22 protein-coding genes are annotated in these 22,146 nt (G+C 67.0%); 9 read left to right on the forward strand and 13 right to left on the reverse strand.

What is annotated here, in order from left to right; genetic code table 11:
* Window positions 1-110 precede the first annotated feature (110 nt).
* Genes FBY30_RS00965 through FBY30_RS00980 form a run of 4 tightly spaced genes read right to left on the reverse strand, consistent with a single transcriptional unit; the run spans window position 111 to window position 2,554 of the window.
* Window positions 111-458 carry a PRC-barrel domain-containing protein gene (locus FBY30_RS00965; RefSeq protein WP_142130763.1) on the reverse strand — a complete coding sequence of 116 codons (348 nt, stop codon included), beginning with the start codon at window positions 456-458 and terminating at the stop codon, window positions 111-113.
* Window positions 445-855, reverse strand: coding sequence for a hypothetical protein (locus FBY30_RS00970; protein ID WP_142130764.1), 411 nt, complete (start codon window positions 853-855; stop codon window positions 445-447). The genes FBY30_RS00965 and FBY30_RS00970 overlap by 14 nt, the downstream gene beginning before the upstream one ends.
* Complete coding sequence (locus FBY30_RS00975) at window positions 852-2,081, reverse strand: Nramp family divalent metal transporter (protein WP_142130765.1); 1,230 nt, start codon at window positions 2,079-2,081, stop codon at window positions 852-854. Before FBY30_RS00975 ends, FBY30_RS00970 begins: the two co-directional genes overlap by 4 nt.
* A complete protein-coding gene (locus tag FBY30_RS00980) occupies window positions 2,078-2,554 on the reverse strand; it encodes a hypothetical protein (RefSeq protein ID WP_142130766.1) in 477 nt (158 codons plus the stop codon). Before FBY30_RS00980 ends, FBY30_RS00975 begins: the two co-directional genes overlap by 4 nt.
* Window positions 2,555-2,788: 234 nt before the next feature.
* Here FBY30_RS00980 and FBY30_RS00985 point away from each other — a divergent pair, with 234 nt between their 5' ends.
* From FBY30_RS00985 to FBY30_RS01000, 4 genes are all read left to right on the forward strand, one after another.
* Window positions 2,789-3,175 (forward strand): TfoX/Sxy family protein, encoded by a 387-nt coding sequence (locus FBY30_RS00985; RefSeq protein WP_142130767.1) that lies wholly within the window; start codon window positions 2,789-2,791, stop codon window positions 3,173-3,175.
* On the forward strand, window positions 3,172-3,936 hold the full coding sequence (locus FBY30_RS00990) for an alpha/beta fold hydrolase (RefSeq protein WP_142130768.1): 765 nt from the start codon (window positions 3,172-3,174) through the stop codon (window positions 3,934-3,936). Before FBY30_RS00985 ends, FBY30_RS00990 begins: the two co-directional genes overlap by 4 nt.
* 99 nt (window positions 3,937-4,035) lie before the next feature.
* The gene (locus FBY30_RS00995; protein WP_142130769.1) at window positions 4,036-4,944 is read left to right on the forward strand and encodes an SRPBCC family protein; all 909 of its coding nucleotides are present in this window, start codon (window positions 4,036-4,038) and stop codon (window positions 4,942-4,944) included.
* A 44-nt stretch (window positions 4,945-4,988) separates the two neighbouring features.
* A complete protein-coding gene (locus tag FBY30_RS01000; protein WP_142130770.1) occupies window positions 4,989-6,071 on the forward strand; it encodes a tellurite resistance/C4-dicarboxylate transporter family protein in 1,083 nt (360 codons plus the stop codon).
* A 78-nt stretch (window positions 6,072-6,149) separates the two neighbouring features.
* Here FBY30_RS01000 and FBY30_RS01005 read toward each other — a convergent pair whose 3' ends face one another.
* Entirely contained in the window at window positions 6,150-6,851 is a 702-nt protein-coding gene (locus tag FBY30_RS01005; protein ID WP_142130771.1) for a hypothetical protein, read from the reverse strand.
* Between the two features lie 328 nt (window positions 6,852-7,179).
* Between FBY30_RS01005 and FBY30_RS01010 the strand changes: the two genes are divergently transcribed.
* From FBY30_RS01010 to FBY30_RS01020, 3 genes are all read left to right on the forward strand, one after another.
* Entirely contained in the window at window positions 7,180-7,719 is a 540-nt protein-coding gene (locus FBY30_RS01010) for a hypothetical protein (RefSeq protein WP_142130772.1), read from the forward strand.
* 25 nt (window positions 7,720-7,744) lie between these two features.
* Window positions 7,745-8,059 carry a hypothetical protein gene (locus FBY30_RS01015; RefSeq protein WP_142130773.1) on the forward strand — a complete coding sequence of 105 codons (315 nt, stop codon included), beginning with the start codon at window positions 7,745-7,747 and terminating at the stop codon, window positions 8,057-8,059.
* A 90-nt stretch (window positions 8,060-8,149) separates the two neighbouring features.
* Window positions 8,150-8,836 carry a response regulator transcription factor gene (locus tag FBY30_RS01020; protein ID WP_142130774.1) on the forward strand — a complete coding sequence of 229 codons (687 nt, stop codon included), beginning with the start codon at window positions 8,150-8,152 and terminating at the stop codon, window positions 8,834-8,836.
* 44 nt (window positions 8,837-8,880) lie between these two features.
* Here FBY30_RS01020 and FBY30_RS01025 read toward each other — a convergent pair whose 3' ends face one another.
* The 7 genes from FBY30_RS01025 to FBY30_RS01055 all read right to left on the reverse strand — a co-directional run bounded on the left by FBY30_RS01025 (window position 8,881) and on the right by FBY30_RS01055 (window position 18,491).
* Complete coding sequence (locus FBY30_RS01025) at window positions 8,881-10,560, reverse strand: GAF domain-containing sensor histidine kinase (RefSeq protein ID WP_142130775.1); 1,680 nt, start codon at window positions 10,558-10,560, stop codon at window positions 8,881-8,883.
* A 114-nt stretch (window positions 10,561-10,674) separates the two neighbouring features.
* The gene (gene mgtA, locus FBY30_RS01030; RefSeq protein WP_142130776.1) at window positions 10,675-13,383 is read right to left on the reverse strand and encodes a magnesium-translocating P-type ATPase; all 2,709 of its coding nucleotides are present in this window, start codon (window positions 13,381-13,383) and stop codon (window positions 10,675-10,677) included.
* A 110-nt stretch (window positions 13,384-13,493) separates the two neighbouring features.
* A complete protein-coding gene (locus tag FBY30_RS01035; RefSeq protein ID WP_142130777.1) occupies window positions 13,494-14,135 on the reverse strand; it encodes a class I SAM-dependent methyltransferase in 642 nt (213 codons plus the stop codon).
* Complete coding sequence (locus tag FBY30_RS01040; RefSeq protein ID WP_142130778.1) at window positions 14,132-14,812, reverse strand: CPBP family glutamic-type intramembrane protease; 681 nt, start codon at window positions 14,810-14,812, stop codon at window positions 14,132-14,134. Before FBY30_RS01040 ends, FBY30_RS01035 begins: the two co-directional genes overlap by 4 nt.
* Window positions 14,812-15,531 carry a hypothetical protein gene (locus FBY30_RS20755; protein WP_200830607.1) on the reverse strand — a complete coding sequence of 240 codons (720 nt, stop codon included), beginning with the start codon at window positions 15,529-15,531 and terminating at the stop codon, window positions 14,812-14,814. The genes FBY30_RS01040 and FBY30_RS20755 overlap by 1 nt, the downstream gene beginning before the upstream one ends.
* Window positions 15,532-15,632: 101 nt before the next feature.
* Complete coding sequence (locus tag FBY30_RS01050) at window positions 15,633-16,688, reverse strand: 2,3-butanediol dehydrogenase (protein WP_142130779.1); 1,056 nt, start codon at window positions 16,686-16,688, stop codon at window positions 15,633-15,635.
* Window positions 16,689-16,700: 12 nt separating this feature from the next.
* Window positions 16,701-18,491, reverse strand: a complete 1,791-nt coding sequence (locus FBY30_RS01055; protein WP_142130780.1) for an NAD(P)/FAD-dependent oxidoreductase — start codon at window positions 18,489-18,491, stop codon at window positions 16,701-16,703.
* A 142-nt stretch (window positions 18,492-18,633) separates the two neighbouring features.
* Between FBY30_RS01055 and FBY30_RS01060 the strand changes: the two genes are divergently transcribed.
* The gene (locus FBY30_RS01060; RefSeq protein WP_142130781.1) at window positions 18,634-19,923 is read left to right on the forward strand and encodes a GAF domain-containing protein; all 1,290 of its coding nucleotides are present in this window, start codon (window positions 18,634-18,636) and stop codon (window positions 19,921-19,923) included.
* A 39-nt stretch (window positions 19,924-19,962) separates the two neighbouring features.
* Here the strand turns inward: FBY30_RS01060 and FBY30_RS01065 are convergent, their stop codons facing one another.
* Window positions 19,963-20,331 carry a hypothetical protein gene (locus FBY30_RS01065; protein WP_142130782.1) on the reverse strand — a complete coding sequence of 123 codons (369 nt, stop codon included), beginning with the start codon at window positions 20,329-20,331 and terminating at the stop codon, window positions 19,963-19,965.
* Window positions 20,332-20,524: 193 nt separating this feature from the next.
* Here FBY30_RS01065 and FBY30_RS01070 point away from each other — a divergent pair, with 193 nt between their 5' ends.
* Window positions 20,525-22,114: an alkaline phosphatase D family protein gene (locus FBY30_RS01070; RefSeq protein WP_142130783.1), complete on the forward strand. Its 1,590-nt coding sequence runs from the start codon at window positions 20,525-20,527 to the stop codon at window positions 22,112-22,114.
* Window positions 22,115-22,146: the final 32 nt, after the last annotated feature.

The following is a 22,146-nucleotide window of genomic DNA, read 5'->3' on the forward strand; positions in this document are numbered from 1 at the left end:
ACTTTCGACCGCGCGTACTGCCTGAACTACCAACTGCATAAACACAACAACAGGTTCAACACTACAGGAGATTGCGCACATCCCTAATTGCATACCTGTTCAGGCCCGGATTACGCCTGCTCGCCGTTTTCAAGGGCCGCGCTGTAACGGGTGAATCCGGGACGGAGCCGCACGGAGCGGGCGCCCACCTGGGCAACGTCCTCCCACAGGACCAGAAAGGACCCACGGTGCCGCCACCGGAGGAACCGGGCAATCAGGTGCGGCCGGGTGAGGCCGTTCCGTTCGTAGCCCAGGAAGGACGCTGCGCTGTGCGGGCCCACGATCAGTCCCAGCAGCCGCGGCTCGGCCATCAGCTGGTGCGGCGTCCCGGCCAGCACAAACCGGACGTCGGCAACGCGGCCCAGCCGCCCGCCGTCGGCATCCAGCACCGGGGTGCCCAGCAGGTCACCGAGGATCATGGCGGCCTCCCGGGATGCGCGCGATGATCTTGTCCCGGACCCACCGCTCCACCCAGCTGGCGTCCAGCGGCTCACCCTTGACGCCAAGCTTCACCACGACGCCCACCTCCGCCACGTCCTTCCACGGGATGCGGATCAGCCGGGACGACGGCGGCCTGCCGCCGAAGATGCGCGTCCCCAGGACCGATCCCGTCAGCAGGGCGTTGAGGACCGGAGCAGGAGACCCCGGCTCTATGTCCTCATCCAAAGCAGGCCCGCTCACCTCAAGGTCATCCACGGTGGTGACCGGGACGCCGTCGTGATCCAACACTTGGCGGTCCATGAGGTGCAGCTGGGCATCCAGGATGCGGCCGGCCACGTGCGGGACCTTGGGCAGCGGGGCGGGCGCGGACGTCATGAGCCTGCTCCTGTCACGATCATGAGGGGAATGGCGGCGATCGAGGCCACCAGGATGATTACCAGGTAGACCATCCCCAGCGCGTTCACAGCCCGCCCGTTCACGTGCTCGCGCATGTACTGGGGATCGTTGGCCACGATGAGGATGGGCAGATAGGTCAGGGGCAGGGCGATCGCGGAGAACACCACGGAGTATTCGGTCACCAGGACGGGGTCGACGCCAGTGGCCAGCACGCCGATGCCGACCAGCAGGCACACAATCATGGACAGGTGGAACCGGGCCGCCTCTGCCGGGCGGCGGAATTTGCCCCAGGACCAGCCGAAGAACTGGGCCAGGGTGTAGCCGCTGGAGAGCGTGGTTTCCAGGGCGGCGCCGAAGGTCGCGGCCACGATGCCCACCAGGACGAAGGCCAGCCCGAGTTTCCCGGCGCCCTCGGCCACGGGCAGGATCACCTGGGAAAGCGAGGTCACCGAGATCCCGGCGGGCAGTAAAACCAAGGCAGCGCAGACAGCAATGGAGATGGACAGCAGGCCACCCAGCGGGAACCCGATCAGGACGTTGATCCGGGACTGGGCCAGGTCTTTCACACCCCACTTTTCCTCCACGGCGCCGGAGGAAAAGAAGAACACCTCGTACGGCGTCATGGCCGCCCCGAACAGCGCAATGGCGTAGTAACTGTAGGACCACACGGTTTCCTGCTGCGGCACGCTGGGCGCAAGGACCTGCCCCGCCAGTGACCCCCAGTCCGGTTTGAGCAGGAACACCGCCACCGCGAAAATGACGAGGGTCAGCCCCAGCAGGCCCGTGACGTTCTCCATGATGGAGAACCGAACCCGCCAGATCACCAGCCACACCGCCACCGCGGCCACGGGAATCCACAGCAGGTAGTACACGCTGCTGGCAAGCTGCAAGGCCAGGGCAACGCCACCGATCTCGGCAGTCACCGTCATCAAGTTGATGAGGAACGACGCCGACAGGTTGGCCAGCCCGGCCCGCGGACCCAGCCGCTCACGGATCACCTCAAACGTGGCCCGGCCGGACACCGCCGCCACCCGGCCGGACATGTTGGCGAAGAGGACGATCCCCACCACGCCAACCACCACGACCCACACCAACGACAGGCCAAAGCGGGAACCCACCACCGCGTTGGTCACCAGGTCCCCGATGTCCACAAATCCGCCGATGGCGGTCAGGATCCCAAGCGCGACGCCGAGGAGCCGCTTCACTTTGACCCCACCTTGTCTCCGAGCTGCTTGAGGGCGTCCTGCGCGTCCGCGAGCGCCTTGTCACCGTGGGAAAGGGAGGGGGTGCCGCCGTCGTTCGCTGCCAATGCTGCGCGCGCCGTGGCGAAACCGGCCGCGCACTGGTCCAGCACATCCAGCACCTGCTTTTGCAGGTCACGGTCCTCCTGCGAGGCCGGCGACAGCTTCAGGACCGTGCTCCGGCTGGTCTGAACCTCCTTGAGCTCATCCTCAAGGCTGGTGGAGGCGGCGGCCTTCGTCAGTTTTCCGTCCATGTCCTGCCGCAGGACGATCCGGGCCGTGGCGACCGCGGAGGAGCTGTCCTTCACAGCCGTGGACACGGACTGGCTGGCGCCCCCGCTGCAGCCGGTCAGGACAGCGAGGCTAAGGACGGCGAGGGACAGGAGTTTGGCGGCCCGGGCCGGGAAGCTGGCAGCCGGGGCTGGCGTGTTCAGCACCGTTGCCTCCAGCCTCCGGGAAATCCCGGGATCCTCGGAATCCGCCCTGTGCAGGCAGCCAAAAGATTTAGTTGCCTATGGTCAGGTATAGCACCCGCCCGGCAAGTTTGACCTGCTCAGACGGGCATCAATTGCGCAGTCCAGCTATGCCGAACCGTCCCTCGACCGCACCGGCAAACGGGCATATCCTGCATCCAGATCCTGCCAAAAACCCTGCCACCGGGAGATGAAGCCATGGAGATGCCCAAGGCGACCGAGGAAGAAAAAGAGCGGTTCCGGCGCGTGGTCCCGGACCATCCGGGTGTGGTGGTGAAACCGATGTTCGGCAACCTCGGCGCGTTCGTCAACGGCAACATGTTCGCCGGCCTGTTCGGTCCCACCATTGGAGTGAAGCTCTCCCGGGAGGACAAGGAACTGCTGGAGTCATCGGAGCGGACCGTGCCGTTCGGGCCGGCCGAACGCCCCATGGGCGGGTACACGGGGTTGCCTGAGGTCTGGAATGAAGAAGGCGACGGCGACGAAACCCGGGCGCGGGCGTGGGCGGAGAAGGCCTTGGCTTACGTCGCCTCCCTGCCGGCCAAAGAGCCCAAGGAGCCTAGGGCCCGCAAGGCTTCGCCGTGACACCGTTCCGAGTGGTCCTGCTGCCGGGCAGCGTCCTCCCTGCCGGGCCGGCATACGGCAGGCTGCTGGAGGTTCTGGCCCCGGATGTGGACGCCGTCGCCAAGGACCTGGAGCTCTACGCCACGGACGCCCCGCCGCCGGACTGGAGCCTGGACACCGAGGCGGACGGCGTGCTTCGCGAGGCCGATGCCCGCGGCTGGGACACCTTCCACCTGCTCGGGTACTCCGGCGGCGGCGCCGCTGCTCTGGCGCTCACCGCCACGCACCCGGAGCGGCTCCGGAGCCTGGCCCTCCTGGAGCCGGCGTGGGCAGGAAACTGGGACTGGAGCCCGGAGCACACCAGGTTGTGGCAGCGATACGGGGAATTGCAGGGCCTCCCGCCGGACGACTTCATGCGGTCCTTTACCAGGCTGCAGGTGAAGCCCGACGCCGTCCTGCCGTCTCCCCCGCCCGGCCCGCCGCCATCGTGGATGGCCAAGCGCCCGGCAGGGATCAGCGCCTTCCTGCAGGGCTTCAACCGGTATGACCTTGCCCGGGAAAGCCTGGCTGCCTTCGCCAAACCCGTGCTGTTTGTGCTGGGCGGCATGAGCATCCCCGACGAACAGGGCGACAACGCGGCCCGGCTTTCCCGTGTGTTCCCCGACTTCCGGCTTGAAGTCTTCCCGGACCGCCACCACTTCGATCCTCCGCACCGGGCGGAACCGGAGCGGGTCGCGGCGCTGCTGAGGGAGCACTGGGCCCGGGGTGACGGGGGCCCCTGACTCCCGGCTGGGACCTTATCCTCTGGTTCGGTATCCGTCCGCGGACTGCACTGGAACTGCCAGCGCAGGAACCCGCGCACGGCGGAAAGGAGAGACATCATGACCAGGAACATCCTTCAAAGCACCGTGATCAAAGCCCCGGTGGACACCGTGTTCACCTTCCTCAGCGACCCCACGAACTGGATGAAGGCTTTCCCGGGAGACAGCGACGTCACCCAACTGGACATCAAACCCGACGGCGTGGGCACGTCGGCACGCTGGTCCGCCAGGGTGTGGGCCGTCCCCATGCATGTCACCCACGAATACCGGGACGTAGTGCCCAACAAGCGCATCGTCTCCAAAGCGTCCGTGGGACCGGTCATCACTTTCTCCCTGGAACCGCTCAGCGGCAGCGGAACCGAACTGACCGTTGAGTCCGCCCTGGAGATCGAAGCGCCCCTGGTGCGGGTCCCCGCCCAAGCACTGTTCGTGCGGCTGACCGAAGACGACATCCAGGGCATGGTGGCCAACGTCAAGAGCATGGTGGAGACCGGGAAAAAGACGGTCCCGGAGGCAAGCGAGGCAAAGTTCAGCCAGACGTTGACGTGGAAAGACAGCATCATGATCGCCGCGCCCGTGGACGTGGTGTTCGACGTCGTGAAGGATCCCCGGGTCTGGCTGGGCCCTAACGTGCAGATCTCCGAACTCAAGACCACCCCCGAGGGCGTGGGGACCACCTTCCACGCGGCGTGGAAAGTCTTTGGCATACCCTTGAAGACCACGCACGAATACACCGAGTACGTAGCCAACAAGTACTTCACGTCCAAGGCGGCGCTGGGTCCCGTCTTCAAGATCGAGGTGGCGCCGGAGGACGGCGGGACCCGGCTCAGCATGCGCTCCGATGTGGTTCCCCGGAATATAGCCGACGCCGCCGTGGACGCCCTGGTCATTAAGCTGTCGGAGCGCAGCCAGGCAGAAGAACTGGCCGGGATCAAGGCGAAGGCGGAAGCACAGGCCGGGGCACGCTGAGCCGCCCTCCACACCGGAGGATTTGCCGGTCCTAAGCTTGGTCCATGGACACCGCCACAGACGCCCGGCACTCCTTCGGATCCCGCGCGCTCCAGGCGGTACGCACCCTGACTCCGGGCTACTTCGCGCTCACCATGGCCAGCGGCATTATCTCCGTGGGGCTTGAACTCGAAGGGTTCCACGTCCTCTCACTGGCCCTGCTGGCGGTGTGCGTGCTCTCCTACCTGGTGATCCTCGTGCTCAGCCTTGTCCGCCTGGCCCGGTTCCCGGAGGACATGCGCGGCGACTTCCTGGATCCCGGCCGGGCCTTTGGCTTCTTCACGTTCATCGCCGGGACCAACGTGCTGGGGACGCGTCTGGGCATGGCGGGATGGCAGGGCACGACGGCGGTCCTCCTGGTGGTTGCGGTGCTCGCCTGGGTGGTGCTCGGCTACGTCGTGCCGTGGACGGCGGTGCTGGGCAGGTCCGAGCGGCCGGTGGTCAAGGACGCGAACGGCTCATGGTTCATTTGGTGCGTGGCCAGCCAGTCCGTCGCGGTGGCGGCCGCGTCCATAGAGCCCCTCGCCGCCCCGGACTGGCGCGCCGCCCTGGCCCTCGTCGCCGTCGTGGCCTGGTCCGTAGGGCTCATCCTGTATGCCGCAGTGGGAATCTTCGTCTCACTCCGGCTGATGACCTACCCCATCCGGCCGCAGGATCTGCGCCCGCAATACTTCGTTGCCATGGGCGCCATGGCCATCAGCGTGCTGGCCGGAGCCCGGATCGTGGAAATGGCCGGCGCGCCCATGGTGGATGCCACGCGGGGGCTGGTGGCCGGCGCCTCCGTGGTGTTCTGGTCCTTCGCCTCGTGGCTCTTCCCTGTGCTGCTCGCCGCCGGCTGGTGGCGGCACGTGGTGCACAAGGTGCCGTTGTCCTACGAGCCGGGACTGTGGAGCGTCATCTTTCCCCTGGGCATGTACGCCGTCGCGGGGATCTACCTGGGCCGCGCGGACCAGCTGCCGCTGGTGGCAGCCATTGGCCGGATCGAACTGTGGCTGGCGGTCGCGGCCTTCCTGGCCACGTTCGCCGGGATGCTCTGGCACCTGTGGGGCACGCTGCTGGCTTCGTCCCTGCCGCGAAGTGGCACTTAACGGCAGTATCGGCCCGCGGGATTGCCGGTAACTGCCATCTCGCGGGATGGAGGCGGTGCCGCTTGGCCTGGGGGTCCTTCAGCTTGCCCGGGGTCCGGGGCCGTGCGACTTCTGCCGCCCGTCGCGGTGGGCGAGGTAGGCGTACACCACCAGCGCGGCTCCGGCCAGGATCATCACGGCGGGGAAAGCAAAGTCGGCAGGAATCAGCAGGGCCGTGGCCTGGAGGACAAAGATCAGCCCCATCACCGTGAGGATCCCGGCCGGGATCAGCGGCCATTTCATCCTTTCGGTATGGTCGCTGGCCTCATCGACGCGCACGGGAACCAGTGAAAGCACCCCGAAGGTGGCCGCCAGGCCCAGGAAGAGGATGGCGGCAGTAGGGGTGCCCTGCAGTTCCTGCGGGAGGGCCACAATGGCCGCCAGGGTGAACATGACGCCCGACGGGATCAGGGCCCACCAGTTACCCGGCTCCCGCAGGAACACGGCTGCAAACCCGGCCCCCATGAAGAGGAACAGGAAGGCCGCGCCCCAGGCGCCGCCCGTGAGCTGGGTAGTGATGATGACCGCCGACAGGCCCAGGAACACAGACCCGGGGATGGCCGCCCACCAGTTCTCCCGGCGGCGGACGAACAGGGACAGGAACAGGACCCCGACGGCCGCGAAGATGAGCGGGGCCACAAAAGCGGCGGTGTCCATAACGCCCAGCCTGTCCAGCAGCAGCAGGACACCCAGCGCAATGAGGACAACCCCGGCAATGATGCTTGCGTTTGCCGATTTCACCGTGTGCCTCCCGAATCCGCACGCAGCCGCACGCCGCGCTTCATAGGTTCAGGCTAGGACCGGGCTGGAACCGGAAACAGGGCACAAAGCCCCCGCCTCTCTCCTGCCTGCAGAAAGCGGCACGTCCTGCCGGAGTCAGGACTTTCAGCCCTATAGCCGGATTCAGGTTGCTTGGCATGCTTGTAAAAGCGCCATCCGGGTCCTCACGCAGCGAGGCCGGAACGGCATCCCCCAGAAGACCCCAGTGAGCACCGTTCGGTGGCGGCAAAGTCGTTGCCCCGTTGCGCAGGCACACCCTGCACGCTGGCTGGATTTTGAAAGGACCGGCATGTCCGCTGACATCCTCACCTTCCGTTCCATTCCCCTGTCGCAGGTCGAAGCCGCGCGCCGCAGGGCGATGCTCCTGCACCCTTCCAACTTCAAGTCCGCAGCGACGACTGCCGGAAGCGAGGCGTCCGGGAAGGCCCAGGATCTTCGCAACCGGTTTGAATGCCTCTACGAGGACCTCATGGAGCGGGGACTGTCGGAACAGGAGGCCCGCACCGAGGTAGCGCGCATCGCCGCCCGTGAGGTGTGGGACGGGTACGCCAGCGAACTGCGGAACCACCGAACCCTGGGGCGGCAGATGGACGCCAACATCCTTGCTGTCGCCTTGACCTCCATCCAGTGCGTCACCAAGGCGTTGCCGCGCCATCCGGGAGACCTTGAGTACGCCGGCCGTGCAGTAAGCACGGCGCGGCGCCGCCCGCAATACAACGGCGGGCTGTTGCACCGCCTCCACCCGCACCGGAACCCTGCCTTCGAGGACGGGGTGGCCACCTTCGAGGCGCTGGAAGACTTCCTCCGCCCGCAGCAGAGGGCTGCCTGAGCCGGCGCGATGGGAGATGAAGGCGATGGCCAGCGCAGACGAATACAAAGCAGTACACGGCGACGAACCGCCGGAGGGCTACGACAGCGAGCTCGGCGACGGCGGATGCAATGTCATTTCCAAGGACAACGGCGCCGTGGTGGGGCGGTGGAGTTCATGGGAGACAGCAAGCGTGGCGCTTAACCGGCTCCAGCAGCTTGGCGGCCGGTATGAGTACCGGCTGGAGGAGTCCCACCGGTGGGTGAAGGGACCGGACCACAGCACCACGTGTCCGGTCTGCGGCATAACGCGGGAGATTCCCGCTTCTGCCGGAACGGCACTGGGAATTGAGTGGCCCTAAGTGCCGGATGATTTACTGGAGTTCCTTTCGAACGGGGCGGCAGCACAAAGTGGCAGCCGGGGAGGGCATCTATTCGATGAGAGCGTCTTCATGGATACACCAGCAGCATTTGCGGACGGGGCCCGGTCCCCTGCCCTTCCCATCCGCGTCTTCATCCTGAACGACCATAAAATGGTCCGGCAGGGCCTCAGCGATCTGCTTGAACATCATGGGTTCGAGATGGTGGGCGACAGCGGATCAGCAGCCGAAGCCATCCATCTCATCCACATCCTGCAGCCGGACATCGCGGTGCTGGACGACAGGCTGCCGGATGGTACGGGCATCGAAGTGTGCCGAGAGCTCCGCTCCGCCGCCCCCGACGTGAAGTGCCTGATCCTGACCAGTTGGGATGAGCAGCATGCCGTGCGGGCAGCGGTATTGGCGGGGGCCTCAGGCTACGTGATCAAGCGGGTCGGGGACCACAACTATCTGCTCGATTGCATTCGCAGCACAGCGGCAGGAATACCCCCGATCGGGCGGGACGTCAGGGAAAGGGTGGCCGGGAATCTGTATGCGACAGCTTCGGCTCCCTGGCTGAAAGCCATGACGCAGACGGAGCGAAGGGCGCTGGCCCTCATGGCGCGCGGACTGACCAACCGCCAGATTGGGCAGGAAATGATGCTGCCGGATGCCGCCGTTGCCGGCTGTGTATCCTCGGTACTCCAAAAGTTGGGCTTCCGGCGGCGCGGGCAGCTCCTTCCCGTCCCTATCCCCCGGGCCTGGCAGCTACTGCACTGACGTCGTGCCAAGGCGCCGCTCGAGCGTGCGCAGAGAGCCGCTGCTCAACTTGCAGTGGGCGCCGTCCAGGTCACGCTGGTGCCTTTGCCAGGGGCACTGTCGATGGTGCAGCTGCCACCAAGGCGCTCGGCCCGGTTCTTCATGTTGTTCAACCCGCTCACCCGTGTGGGGTCCGTGAAACCGCAACCGTTGTCGCGGACCGTGAGGACCACGTCACGTTCCTGGGCTGCCAGCAAGACGGAAATGTCCGCCGATCCGGAGTGCCTGACCGCATTACTGACGCTCTCATGAAGGACCCGCAGCAACTGTTCGGCCACCTCATCGCCCACGGCATCATCCACCGGGCCCGAGAGCTGGATCCTGGGAAGGAAGCCGGCAGCGTTGGCTGCTTCCTGGACGGCGCGCAGCACGCGCCCGCTGAGGAGCTCCTTGTCGGGCTCCCGTGCTTGCAGGGAGTAAATGGTGTCGCGCAGTTGGTGGATGCAGTCGTCCAGTTCCGCCGTGATCCCCGCGATTCGGCGCTCGTGGGCAGACGGGTCCGAGGTGTAGCGGCGCAGGCCCTGAATGCTCAGTCCCGCGGCGAAGAGCCGCTGGATCACCAGGTCGTGCAGATCCGCGGCGATCCGTTCCCGGTCGATGAACAACGCGTGCTCCTCCCGCAACTGATTTGCCTTGAGAAGGTCCAACGTCAGGCCTATGCGGGACGCAAACACAGCACTTTGTTCAACATCCACGTCGGTGTAGCGAGTCGCGCCGGCAGACCTGGCCAGGATCAACACGCTTTGCCGCTTGCCATCACTGTCGCTTCCCAAGGCTGCCACCAGGACAGGCCCCAGCTTTTCAGCGGACTCGGCATCGAACAACTGCAGCGCATCGGTAAGGGCCGCCGACTCGCCGGTTGCAAGCACCCGGGCCAACGCTTCACCCGCCGGAAGTTCCTGTCCCGCAGGAATTGATTGAACCCCCAGGGAAGTCCGGCACCGCAAGGTTCCGTCCCCCGCTACCGAGGCAATCAGGGACAAGGCCGATGCGGAAGCATGCAAAGCCCGTTCCGCGATCATGTCCAGGTTTTCGGTGTCCGAACCCGGACGGGCTTTCAGCCGGTCGCTGACTTCCATTCCCGCTTCCAGCCACCGCTGGCGGCTGTTGCTGTCCTCATACAAGCGCGCGTTCTGGATGGCCACGCCGGCGGCAGAGGCCAGGGCAACTGCGAGGTCCTCGTCCTCGGCCGTGAAATCCTGGCCGTCGGTCTTCTCCGTCAGGTACAGGTTTCCAAAGACCTCTTCCCGGACCCTTACGGGGACGCCCAGGAAGGTGCCCATGGGCGGGTGATTCGCGGGAAACCCCACCGCTATGGGCTGTTCACCCAAATCATGGAGCCGCAAGGGCTTGGGCTCCCGGATCAGCTCGCCCAGCACTCCGTGGCCAGTGGGAAGGTCACCGATGACGCGGGCACCGTCTTCATCGATGCCAACAGTGATGAAATGGCTGAGCTGCTGGTCGTCACCAATGACGCCCAAAGCCCCGTACCGCGCCCCCACAAGCTCGCAGGCGGACTGCACCACGCGGTCAAGCACAGCCTCCAGGCTCAGGTCCTCGGTAAGGGAAACGACCGCCCCGAGCAGGCCTTCAACATGTTCCTGGGTCCGGACAAGTTCATCTGCCCGGTCTACAAATTCCCGCAGAAGCTCACGGGTACGCCGTCTAATTGGTTCTCGCCACATTGTAAAAACGCTCCAGACTGAACGCATTCACGGCGGACTGCATCACCTTCGAATACATAAAGACGAGCCCCAGCGTCTCTCCCACCATGCTAACAACCTGCAGCGCTGCGTGGGCTAAAGATTACGGACGGAACGTTTCCGCCGAACCCTCCGCCCGGCAACAGGTGCCCTCAACGGGGGAACCCTGACCGGAATGCTGAACCGGAAGGCCCGCCGGGAGATGTGGTGCGTGGCGTGCCGGCGCTGGACTGGCGGCGGCTGAGCCGGCAGCTGCTGCGCGCCGCGGGTGAAGAACCACTGCTTGGCCAGCTCCACCAGCACCAGGTACACCACCACCATGCCCAGCAGCGCGAGGAAGAAGGGCACCGGCAGGGGGTCGAAACCCAGCACGCCGGCCAGGGGTGAAAGCGGCAGGAACACACCCAGGGCCACTACACCCAGGGACGCGGCGAGCAGGCCCGCGGACGGCCGGCTGCGCAGGAACGGCACCCGCCGGGTACGGATGGCGAAAATGATCAGCGTCTGGGTGGCGATGGATTCGATGAACCAGCCGGCCCGGAATTCCCCGGGCGCTGCGGTGAAGACGAACAACATGAGGGCGAACGTGGCGAAGTCGAACAGCGAGCTGATGGGGCCGAAGAGGAGCATGAAACGGCGGATGAAGGCGATGTTCCAGTGCGAGGGCGCACGCAGCTGTTCCTTGTCCACCCGGTCCCCCGGGATGGCCAGCTGCCCGGAATCGTAGAGCAGGTTGTTCAGCAGGATCTGGCCCGGCAGCATGGGCAGGAAGCTCAGCACCACGGAAGCCGTGGCCGCGCTGAACATGTTGCCGAAGTTGCTGGACGTTCCCATCAGCACGTACTTGATGGTGTTGGCGAAAATCCGCCGGCCCTCCATCACACCGTCCGCCAGGACACCGAGGTCCTTGTCCAAAAGGACGACGTCGGCCGCGTCTTTGGCAACGTCCGTTGCGGTATCGACGGAAATGCCGATGTCCGCCTTGTGCAGTGCCAGGGCATCGTTGACGCCGTCGCCCATGAAGCCCACCGCGCCGCCGCTTTGCCGCAGGAGGGTGATGATGCGCGCCTTCTGTTCCGGGGAGACGCGGGCGAAGATCGTGGCGGTGCGCGCGGCCGCAGCGAGGTCGGCGTCGGACATGCCCTCCACCTGGGCACCTGTGAGCGTGCCGCCGGAGATGACGTCCAGGTCCGTGCACACCTTTTCGGCCACCTTCGCGTTGTCCCCGGTGGCGAGTTTCACCGAGATGCCCAGGGCCTCCAGCCGGTCCAGCGACTGGCGCGCATTGGCCTTGGGCCGGTCCAGGAACACCAGGAAACCGGCCAGGGTGAGGCCGTGCTCGTCAGCCGGGGTCAGCTTTCCCAGCCCCGCGGCTGGGCGGGTGGCCACCGCCACCACCCTGGCACCGGCGTCGAACTGTTCATCCAGCATGGCCTGCACGGCCGGCGTCGTGGGGCCGCAAAGCGCCAGCACATCCTCCGGTGCTCCTTTGGTGACCAGCTGCGCGGGGCCGTCCGCGTCGCGGACCAGCACGGTGGTGCGGCGGCGCTGGTGGTCGAAGCCAATCAGGTCCAGCCGCTCGAACCGCCGCGGTTCGAACGCAGCCGCACCAGGGCTCTCCCACAGCGCCGCATCCAGCGGGTTCTGGCCCGCGGAGGAAGCCTTCGCGCCGGCATAGTCCGCCTCGGTGGCCAGCAGGCCAAGGGTGAGCAGGCCGCCGTCGGACGTTCCATCGCCGGCCGGAAGCGCACGGGTGAAGCTGATCCTTCCCTCGGTCAAGGTGCCGGTCTTGTCCGTGACCAGGATGTCCATGTCCCCCAGGTCCTCGATGCACACCAGCCGCTTCACCAGCACCTTCCGCTTGGCCAGCTGGCGGGTGCCGGTGGCCAGGCTGGTGCTGACGACGGCGGGCAGCAGCTGCGGCGTGATGCCCACCGCGATGGCCAGGGAGAACAGGAGAGATTCCAGCAGCGGGCGGTCCAGCAGCAGGTTGGCCACGAAGATCAGCGAGGTCAGCACCACGGCCACCTGCAGCAGCAGAAAGGAGAACCGTTTGAGTCCCAGCTGGAACTCGGTTTGTGGCTGCCGTTCGCCCAGGCCCAGCGCAATCCGGCCGAACTCCGCCCGGCCGCCGGTGGCAACCACCACGCCGCTGCAGCCGCCGGCCTGGACCACGGTGCCCATGAACACGCAGGAGGCGAGGTCGGCAAGGGCTGCGCCGGAGGCCACGGGGACAGGGTCCTTGGCAGCGGGCTGGGATTCCCCCGTGAGGATGCTTTCATCGCAATGCAGGTTGTTCGTGGTGAGGAGGCGGATGTCGGCCGGGACGATGGAACCCAGGGAGAGATGCACGACGTCGCCCGGCACCAACGTGGTAACGTCCACTTCCCTTGTGGCGCCGCCGCGCTGGACGGCGGCCTGGTGGGTCACCCGGGAGTGCAGGGCCTCCGAGGCGAGCTCGGCGCGGTACTCGTTGATGAAACCCAGGCCCACGCTGACCAGCAGGATTACGCCGATGACGATCGAGTTGGTGGCGTCGCCCAGGAACAGGGACAAGCCTGCGGTGATGATCAGGAGGATGAGGATGGGGCTGGCGAACTGCCGGCCCAGCACGGCCCAGACGTTGGCCCGGTGGGTTCGGACTGCGTTGGGGCCGAGCTGCTCCAGCCGCGCACCCGCCTCCTCCTCACTGAGGCCGCCTGGACCGGATCCCAGGCGAGTCAGGGCCTCTTCGGCCGTCAGGCTCGCGGCGTCGGTGATCGGCAATTGGAGGGGGCTGGACTCCAGGACGTTCAGGTCTGTCATGCCGGATCCGTTCAGACACGTTGGACTGGGATATTGCCTTTACCGCACTAGGGTACGACTCGTCTCTGACAAGTCGTCCCTGCGTGCACTGGAGCCGGGCCGGTCGGTTCTCAGCCGGGTGGCCCGGGACTGACCGCATGGCCCAGGATGTGGGCGAGGGAAGGATTCAACCGCTGCACGGCGAAGCCGAACCGCTCGTTGTCCTGCACGCTAAAGCCTGCGGCGGTGATGGCGGCAAGGGTGTCCCGGTTAAGGTGGCAGCCGCCCATGAACCGGCCCCACACCGGGGTCAGCACGTCTTCCACCCTCGCCAGGAGAGGATGGGCGGAGCGGACGTGCTCGTAAAAGGCAAGGGTGCCACCGGGGCGCAGGACCCGGCGGATCTCTGCGAGCACTCCTGCCTGGTCCTTGACGCTGCAAAGGACAAGGCTGGCCACCACGGCGTCGGCGCTGCCGGTTTCCGCGGGAATCTGCTCCGCGGCGGCATCGACAACGGTCACCGGAACGCTCGCGGAAGCAGCGGCCTGCTGTGCCACGCCCCTTAGATAGTGATCAGGTTCCAGGGCCAGGACGCGGCTGACTGTGGAGGGGTAAAGCGCAAAGGACGATCCCGCACCCGCCCCAATCTCAATCACCGATCCGTGCAGCCCGGCCAGGATGCGGCGGCGGTGTTCGGCTGCCCCGCGCCGGTCCATGCCGCCGACAGCGCGCGCGAAGGCACGGGCGAACAGCGGGTGCTGGAGGCTGTTCATCCAGTTGCCTCCCCACCCGAAGGCAACCAGATGGTGCGTGCTGCCCGGACGCCGCAGGAATCGGTGGCGGCGTGCGCGATGGACACTGCCAGGAGTGAACCGCTCATTTGGGCCGCCCATCCGTATCCCAGCCCTATCAGCCCCGCACCGAGCAGCACGGGCCAGCGGCCCCTGGGATGGGGCCGGACGGAGAGCGGAACCAGGTGCCAGGCGATGAATCCCGCCGAAGGCCACAGCCAGCCAAGGACTTTCCGGCCGGGGAAGACAGCCATTGGTACGCCCCGCCACAGCGCCTCTTCAGCCATGGCATTGGTGACGCCGATGCCGACGGCGGCGAGTGCCGCCGTCGCGCCTGCTTTCCTGGCGTTGGGGATCAATTCGGTGGTGATGGCACCGGCCGGCGGCAGCAGCAGAACGCTCCAGAACAACCTTCGCTCGTGCCGCCCCGGTGAACCGGATGTCCGCCAAAGACCGGCCAGCCGGGGCAGGCCGGCCACTGCGAGCGCCAGGCCCCAGCACATTGCCCAGTATGCGGCAAACCCTGCCTGGTAGCCGCGCCGGTCACCGAACATGCGAACGGCTTGGCGGAAGACGGCCAGCATTACCGCGGGCACCACTGCCGGCAGGACTGCGGCCGCCACCTGGCGCCGCGCGGAAGGAGGGCTGATCGGACGCACTACTTAAGACTCAGTACATCGTCAATCGGCCGGCCGTTGACGTACACCAGCGCACTGGTGGCTCCCGAGGCGGCCATGGCGGTGTACTCCAGCTGCGCTTTGGCCCTGGGGATGTCGCAGACCCCGCCCAGCATGAACTGCCCGGAAAGCCAGATGCTGATGGTGCTGCCGTTCAGCTCGCCGCCCAGGTACGTCAGGCTGGACTGGTACAGCACGTTGATCAGCCCGGACATCCCCACGTCGCGCTTCTTGTTGGCGAGCAGTGTCTCCACGCTGGGCCGCACCTGGTCGGTAAAGCGGACCGGCCCCGTGGTGGTGGCCACCAGGCTGTCGCCGCAGCCAATCCGGGGGCCGGAGACTCCGTTGTCGTCCACGGCCACGTAGTAGATGGTCAGCGGGCCGGTTTGTTCCGGGAGGCCGGTGGGCTGGGGTTCCTGCGTCGGCTGGGGCTCCTGGGTCGGTGGCGGGCCGGCCGGGGCGGACGACGGCGGAGGGGCGGCCGCGGTGGTGGGCGCGGCTGAGGTGCTGGGCGGCGACGTCGGGGTTGCCGTTGCGGTGGCGGTCGCCGTCGTACTTGGACTGGCGCTGGTGGTGGGGCTTGCCGACGGTGCCGCCGAACTGGTGGTCGGCGACGGGCTGGGCGGGCCGAAGCACCCGGTGAGGAGCAACAGCGCGCTGAGCCCGAGAACGCTGAGTGCCGTATGCCTGGGCCTGGTCATGATGCCCCCCCTTGAATGTGGGCCCCGCGGTTGGGGGACCCACATTCAAGCTACGCCTGAGGTTTATGGGGAAACAGGGACTTAAGTCCGCCCACACCGGGCTACGGATGCACCAGCACCTTCACTGCGGTGTCTTTGTGGTTGATCAGGGTGTCGAAGCCCTGCTCCACCAGGTCCTCCAGGGCGATCCGGCCGGTGATGAACGGCTTCAGGTCCACCTTGCCCTCCTGCACCATCTTGATGACGGCCGGGTGGTCGCGGACGTAGGCGATGGTGCCGCGCAGGTCGATCTCCTTGAGCACGATCTTTTGCATGTCCACCGTGGCCGGCGCGCCCCAGATGGACACGTTGACCACCACGGCGCCGGGCCGCACGGCGTCGAGCATGGTGTCCAGCACGGCATTCACACCCGCGCACTCGAACGCGACGTCCGCCCCGGTGCCGCCGGTCAGCTCGCGCACACGCTCCGGGACGTCCTCCTGGCTGGGATCCAGCACATGGTCCGCGACGCCGCTGGAGGTGGCCTTTTCCTTCCGGGCCTGGGTGAGCTCGCTGATGATCGTGGTCACGCCCATGCCCTTCAGGACGGCCGCGGTGAGCAGGCCGATGGGCCCGGACCCGCCCACCAGGGCAACGTCGCCTTCCTTGACGCCACTGCGCGCCACCGCATGATGGGCCACGGACAGCGGTTCTATCAGGGCGGCCTCGTCCAGCGGGATGTCCCCGATGGGGTGCACCCAGCGCTGGTCCACCACGATCTTCTCGCTCAGCCCTCCCCCGCCGCCGGAAAGCCCGATGAAGCCCATCTGCCGGCACAGGTGGTAGCTGCCCGCCTGGCACATATCGCAGTCGCCGTCCACAAAGTAGGGTTCGACGACGACGTTGTCACCCACTGCCAGCCCCTCCACGCCTTCGCCAACCTCAGCCACAGTCCCGGAGAATTCGTGCCCCAGGGTCACCGGGGACTCCTCGTGGGACAGCGGGTGCGGATGCCCCGGCGCGGGGCAGAAGATGGGCCCCTCCAGGTACTCGTGCAGGTCGGTGCCGCAGATGCCGCACCAGGCGACGTCGATCTTCACCGCCCCCGCCCGCAGCTCCGGCTCCGGGATGTCCTCGATCCGGATGTCCTTGCGGGCGTGGAAACGTGCTGCCTTCATGATGGGTTCTCCTTAGCGGGTGTGGTGGCTGGGCTGCAGTTCGTAGACGGGGGTGTCGAGTCCTTCCGTCCGGGCCTTCAGCTGCAGCGCCAGGTAGGCGGAGTAATGCCGGCTCTGGTGCAGGTTGCCGCCGTGGATCCAGAGGTTGGGCACGTTGGTGGGCTTCCACATATTGCGCAGCTCCCCCTCCCACGGGCCAGGGTCTTTTGGCGTGTCTGAACCGTATCCCCAGCACTTGCCCACGCGGTCCGCGATTTCGGGCGAGACCAGGTCGGCCAGCCACCCGTTCATGGAGCCGTAGCCGGTGGCATAGACAATCAGGTCCGCCTCCAGCTCAGTGCCGTCGTCCATGACCACGGCGTTGCCGGTGATCTTGGCGACCTGCCCGGACTTGAGCTTCACCCGGCCGTCGATGATCAGCTGGGAGGCGCCTACGTCGATGTAGTAGCCGGAGCCGCGCCGCAGGTACTTCACGAACAGGCCGGACCCGTCCACGCCGAAGTCCAGGTCGAACCCGGCGGCCTCCAGCTGCGAATAGAACTCCGCATCCCGCTTGGCCATCTCCTGGTACACCGGCACCTGGGCTTCCGGCAGGACGCGCATGGGCAGCGAGGCGAACAGCAGGTCCGCCTTCTCAGTAGTCACGCCGGCCGCGAGCGCCCGCTCCGAGTACAGGTCCCCCAGCGCCAGGTCCATGAGGGATTCGCTGCGGGCGATGTGGGTGGAGGAGCGCTGGACCATGGTGACGTCGGCGCCGTGCTCCCACAGGTCCGCGCAGATGTCGTGGGCGGAGTTGTTGGAGCCGATCACCACGGCCTTCCTGCCCGTCCAGTCCCCGCCGCCGGGGTGCTGGGACGAATGCCGCTGCTCGCCCAGGAAGGTCTCGGCGCCGTCGAACTTTGGAATGTTCGGGTAGCCGGAGACGCCTAAAGCGAAAATGAGCTGCTTGGGCCGGAGCGTCACTGGTTCGCCGTTGCGAAGGACGTTGACCTCCCATTCCTGCGTGCCGTCGTCGTACGCTGCCTTGACGCACTCGGTGCCGGACCAGTAGTTGAGCTCCATGATGCGGGTGTAGTGCTCCAGCCAGTCGCCGATCTTGTCCTTGGCGGCGAAAACGGGCCAGTCGTCCGGGAACTTCAGGTAGGGCAGGTGGTCGTACCAGACGGGGTCGTGCAGGTGCAGGGACTTGTAGCGGTTGCGCCAGGAGTCGCCGGGGTTCTGGTTCTTTTCCACGATGATGGTCGGCACGCCCAGCCGCTTCAGCCGGGCAGCGAGGCCAATTCCGCCCTGCCCGCCGCCGATGATCACGCAATAGGGCTGCTCCTCGTAGCCCAGCCGGGCCTCCTGCTCCTCCTTGAGCTCCTTCCAGGATTTGCGTCCGCGGACGATCTGGTGCGCCACGCCCTGCTCGCGCCGCGGGCCCTTCTTCTCCTCGAAGCCCTTCAGCTCCTGCATGGTGGTCAGCAGCGTCCAGCATTTGCCGTTCCGGAGCCGGAGGTGGCCGTAGCCGCGGGCAGCGCCGGTTTCGAACGTGATCCAGGCTTCCACATTCTGCGCGTCCCCGGTGGCATCCTCAGCGAGCGCCCAGTTGGACGGCTGCACCCGGTCCAGCGTGGCCTCGAGCATGCGGCGGATGTCCGCCTTGCCTTCCAGGGTTTTGAGGTTCCAGGTGAACGCCACGAAGTCCCGCCAGTAGGTTCCGTCCTCGAAGAGTTCCAGCGCGGCGTCCACGTCGCGCCGCTGCAGCGCGTCATCCAGGCCGGAAAGCCAGGCCTGCGCGGCAGCGGTGGGTGTTTGGGTCATTTCCACTCCTTTGTGCTGTTCCTTGGGCTCCGCCTGCCCGATATGCTGGGGCGGGCTTGAGCTGCATCACTAGTGGAACCCGGCGGGGGTAACAGCGGCGTTACACGGATCCGGCAAGGGCGCCGGCTGTGAGGAGGAAACGGTGGACCACGGCCTGAGGTTTTCGGACCCGGCAACGTATGCACGGACGCTGCGGCGCGCGCACGAGCTAGTCATTTCCGGCGTCCCACGGCCCGAGATCCCCACCAGCCTGATCGATTCCTGGCACCGTTCCATGGCTTTGGGCATCAGCCCGGACCAGCACAGCCCGCGGCACCTGCACGAGGTGGCCGAGGTGCTGGAGCTGCGGCGGGAGCACCGGCTGCAGCAGGTGATGCCTGCGCTGCACGACCTCCTGGCCGACGATTCCCGCTCCGGCCGCCACCTGCTGGTGCTCACCGATGCCAGCGGCGAGATCCTGTGGCGGGTGGGCAGCCCTTCGGTCCTCCGCCGGGCCGACCACCTTGAATTCCTGGAAGGTGCCGACTGGTCCGAGGCCGGCATCGGCACCAACGCCATCAGCGAGGCCCTGGTCACCGGCGGCCCCGTGCAGCTGTTCTCCGCCGAACACCTGGTCCGCACGCACCACGAGTGGGCCTGCACCGCGGCGCCCATTACGGATCCGGCCACCGGGCAGTTGCTCGGGGTCCTGGACGTGTCCGGACCCTTGGACACCCTCAGCGCGGACACGTTGCGGATGGTGCGGTGCGCCGTGCGAGTGGCGGAGGCTTTGCTGGGAACGTCCGACGGCGGCACCTCCTTGGGAGCCTCGTCTTCCGTGGGTGCGTCCCGGCAGCCTGCGGCCCGCGTTGTCCGGCCGGCCGCGGCCGTGGAGTCGCTGGAACTGCTGGGCGAGAAGCCCGCGGCGATGTTCGCCGATGGGAGCCGTTTGTCCCTGACGCTGCGCCGGGCGGAGATCCTGGCGCTGCTGGATTCGCGGTCGCAGGGCTGGTCAGCGGAGGAGCTGGCGTATGAACTGCATGGCGACGCCGGGACGCCCCAGGCCATCCGGACCGAGATGTTCCGGGTGCGCTCGGTGCTGGGCGGGGCGGTGGAGTCCAACCCTTACCGGCTGGCTCCCGGGTTGGCGGGCCGCTCGGACGCGGCGGGCGTGCTGCGCCTCCTGCGCGATGGCAAGATTGCCGAGGCGCTGGAGGCGTACCGCGCTCCCCTGCTCAGCCGGTCCGGAGCCCTCACGGTGCAGCTGCTCCGGGACCAGCTGGACATGGCCGTTGGATCGGCCGTTCGGGCCAGCGGGGATGCCGGGCTGGTGGCGCGCTGGCTGTCCACGGACATGGGTTCGGCCGATTCGCTGGCCGTCGAGGCACTGGGCCGGCTGGTGGGGCGCAGCGATCCGCGGTACCTGACGTTCCACGCCCGGGCCGCGTGTTGAGCCCAGTCCTACTGCTGCCCGGGCTTAGTGGCGGCCGCGCTACTTCTTCTTGGTGACCTTGACATCGATGCTCAAGCCGTGGTTCCAGCTGATGTGGATCGAAACGCTGGTGGTGCGCGCGATGGCCCGGTCCGTAACCTGCCCATCGTCCGGCCCCGGCCCCACTTCCACGGCCAGGTCAGTGTGCACTTCCCGGAGGGCGGCCCGCACCAGCTCATTGTTCTGCGTGTGGATGCCTTCGGCGAACTTGGCAGCCGCGGCGGGATTTGCCGCGAGGGATGACATGGCGCTGATCATGGGCAGCAGGATGCGGCGGGCATCCTCGGCTCCGGCCAGTTCCTTCGCCGAAACGTGCGCTGCCCCGGTCGATGCCGCCGGCGTTTTGTGCCCTGCTTCTTCGGATTCCATGGCTTTCTTCCTTTGAACACAGCCTCCGCCACCGTGGCGGATGGTGGGTGGATTCTGGACCCGGCCCTTGCCCGGACTCAACAATCACTTATTGCACAGGGCCGATTCAGCACGACAGTTCTTGTCATGCCATTAACGCGGTGTTCATATCCTCCTCAAAGCCTGTACAGAAGCTGGAAATAGCTTGGGAGCCATGGACAATATCTCCCGCAGAACCCTTATCTCCGCCGGCCTCGGCGCCGGCCTGGTCGCCGCACTGCCGAGCGCCGCCGTCGCGGTTTCCACCGCTGATGACGCCGGCCTCCGGGCGGATCCCTTCATGCTCGGCGTCGCCTCAGGCGAGCCGTGGCCCGACGGCTTCGTCCTCTGGACACGCCTCGCACTGAACCCCGTGGCGGAGGACGGGTTGGGCGGCATGCCGTCCCGTCCCGTGGCGGTGCAGTGGGAGGTGGCCGAGGACGAAAGCATGCGGAAGGTGGTGGCCCGCGGGGTTGAGCAGGCCCGTCCTGAGGCCGCGCATTCGGTGCACGTGGAGCTGCGCGGGCTGAAGGCCGGCCGCGAGTACTTCTATCGTTTCCGCGCCGGCAAGCACCTGAGCCCGGTGGGCCGCACCCTGACCAGCCCGGCCCTGCACGAGACGCCCGCCGCGCTGGCCATGGCGTTCGCCAGCTGCGCCCAGTATGAGCACGGCTACTTCACCGCCTACCGCCACCTGGCCGAGGACCACCCGGACCTGGTGCTGCACCTGGGCGACTACCTGTACGAATACAAGAAGGACAGCTACGTGATCGGTGGCGGCAACCCGCGCGACCACGAGGGCCCGGAGACCGTCACGCTGGAGAGCTACCGGCAGCGGCACGCGCAGTACAAGGCCGACGCCGACCTGCAGGCTGCGCATGCCATCGCACCGTGGGCAGTGGTGTGGGATGACCACGAGGTGGACAACAACTGGGCGGACGACGTGCCCGAGAACAAGGACGCCGGGCAGCTCAACGACAGCGTGGAGCACTTCCGGCAGCGCCGCGCCGCCGCATTCCAGGCCTACTACGAGAACATGCCGCTGCGCCCGTCGTCGCTGCCGGCCGGCCCGGACATGAAGATCTACCGCAGGATCCAGTGGGGCCAGCTGGCCAACTTCCACATGATGGACACCCGGCAGTACCGCGACGACCAGCTGGCCGGCGACGGGTGGAAGGAGAACGTCACCGAGCGGCTGGCGGAGGACCGGACCATCACCGGCGCCGAGCAGGAAAGGTGGCTGCTGGACGGCTTCCGCAACTCCATGCAGCGCTGGGACATCCTGGGCCAGCAGGTCTTCTTCGCCGAGCGGGACCGCAACAAGGCGCCGGAGATCGACGACGTCTCCATGGACGGCTGGGACGGCTACGCGGCCTCTCGCCGCCGCATCACCCAGGGCTGGGTGGACGCGAACGTCCGCAACGCCGTCGTCCTCACCGGCGATGTGCACCGGCACTGGGCCAACGACGTCAAGGTGGACTACAAGGATCCCGCCTCCCCCGTGGTGGGCTCGGAGCTGGTGTGCACGTCCATCACCTCCACCGGCGACGGCAGCGGCTCCACCACGGACGCCACCACGGCCTGGAACCCGCACCTGAAGTTCTACAACGACAACCGCGGCTACGTGAACACCCGCATCACCCGCGACGCGATGACGGCCGACTTCCGCGTGCTGGACCACGTCACGACGCCGGGCGCCCCGGTTGCCACCAAGGCCTCCTTCGAGATCCGCGACGGCGTCCCGGGGCTTCAGGCACGCGCCTGACCTTCCGCGGCGGGCCAGTGGGACCCTCGGCA

The organism is Arthrobacter sp. SLBN-83 (genome assembly GCF_006715285.1).
Taxonomy (GTDB): Bacteria; Actinomycetota; Actinomycetes; order Actinomycetales; family Micrococcaceae; genus Arthrobacter.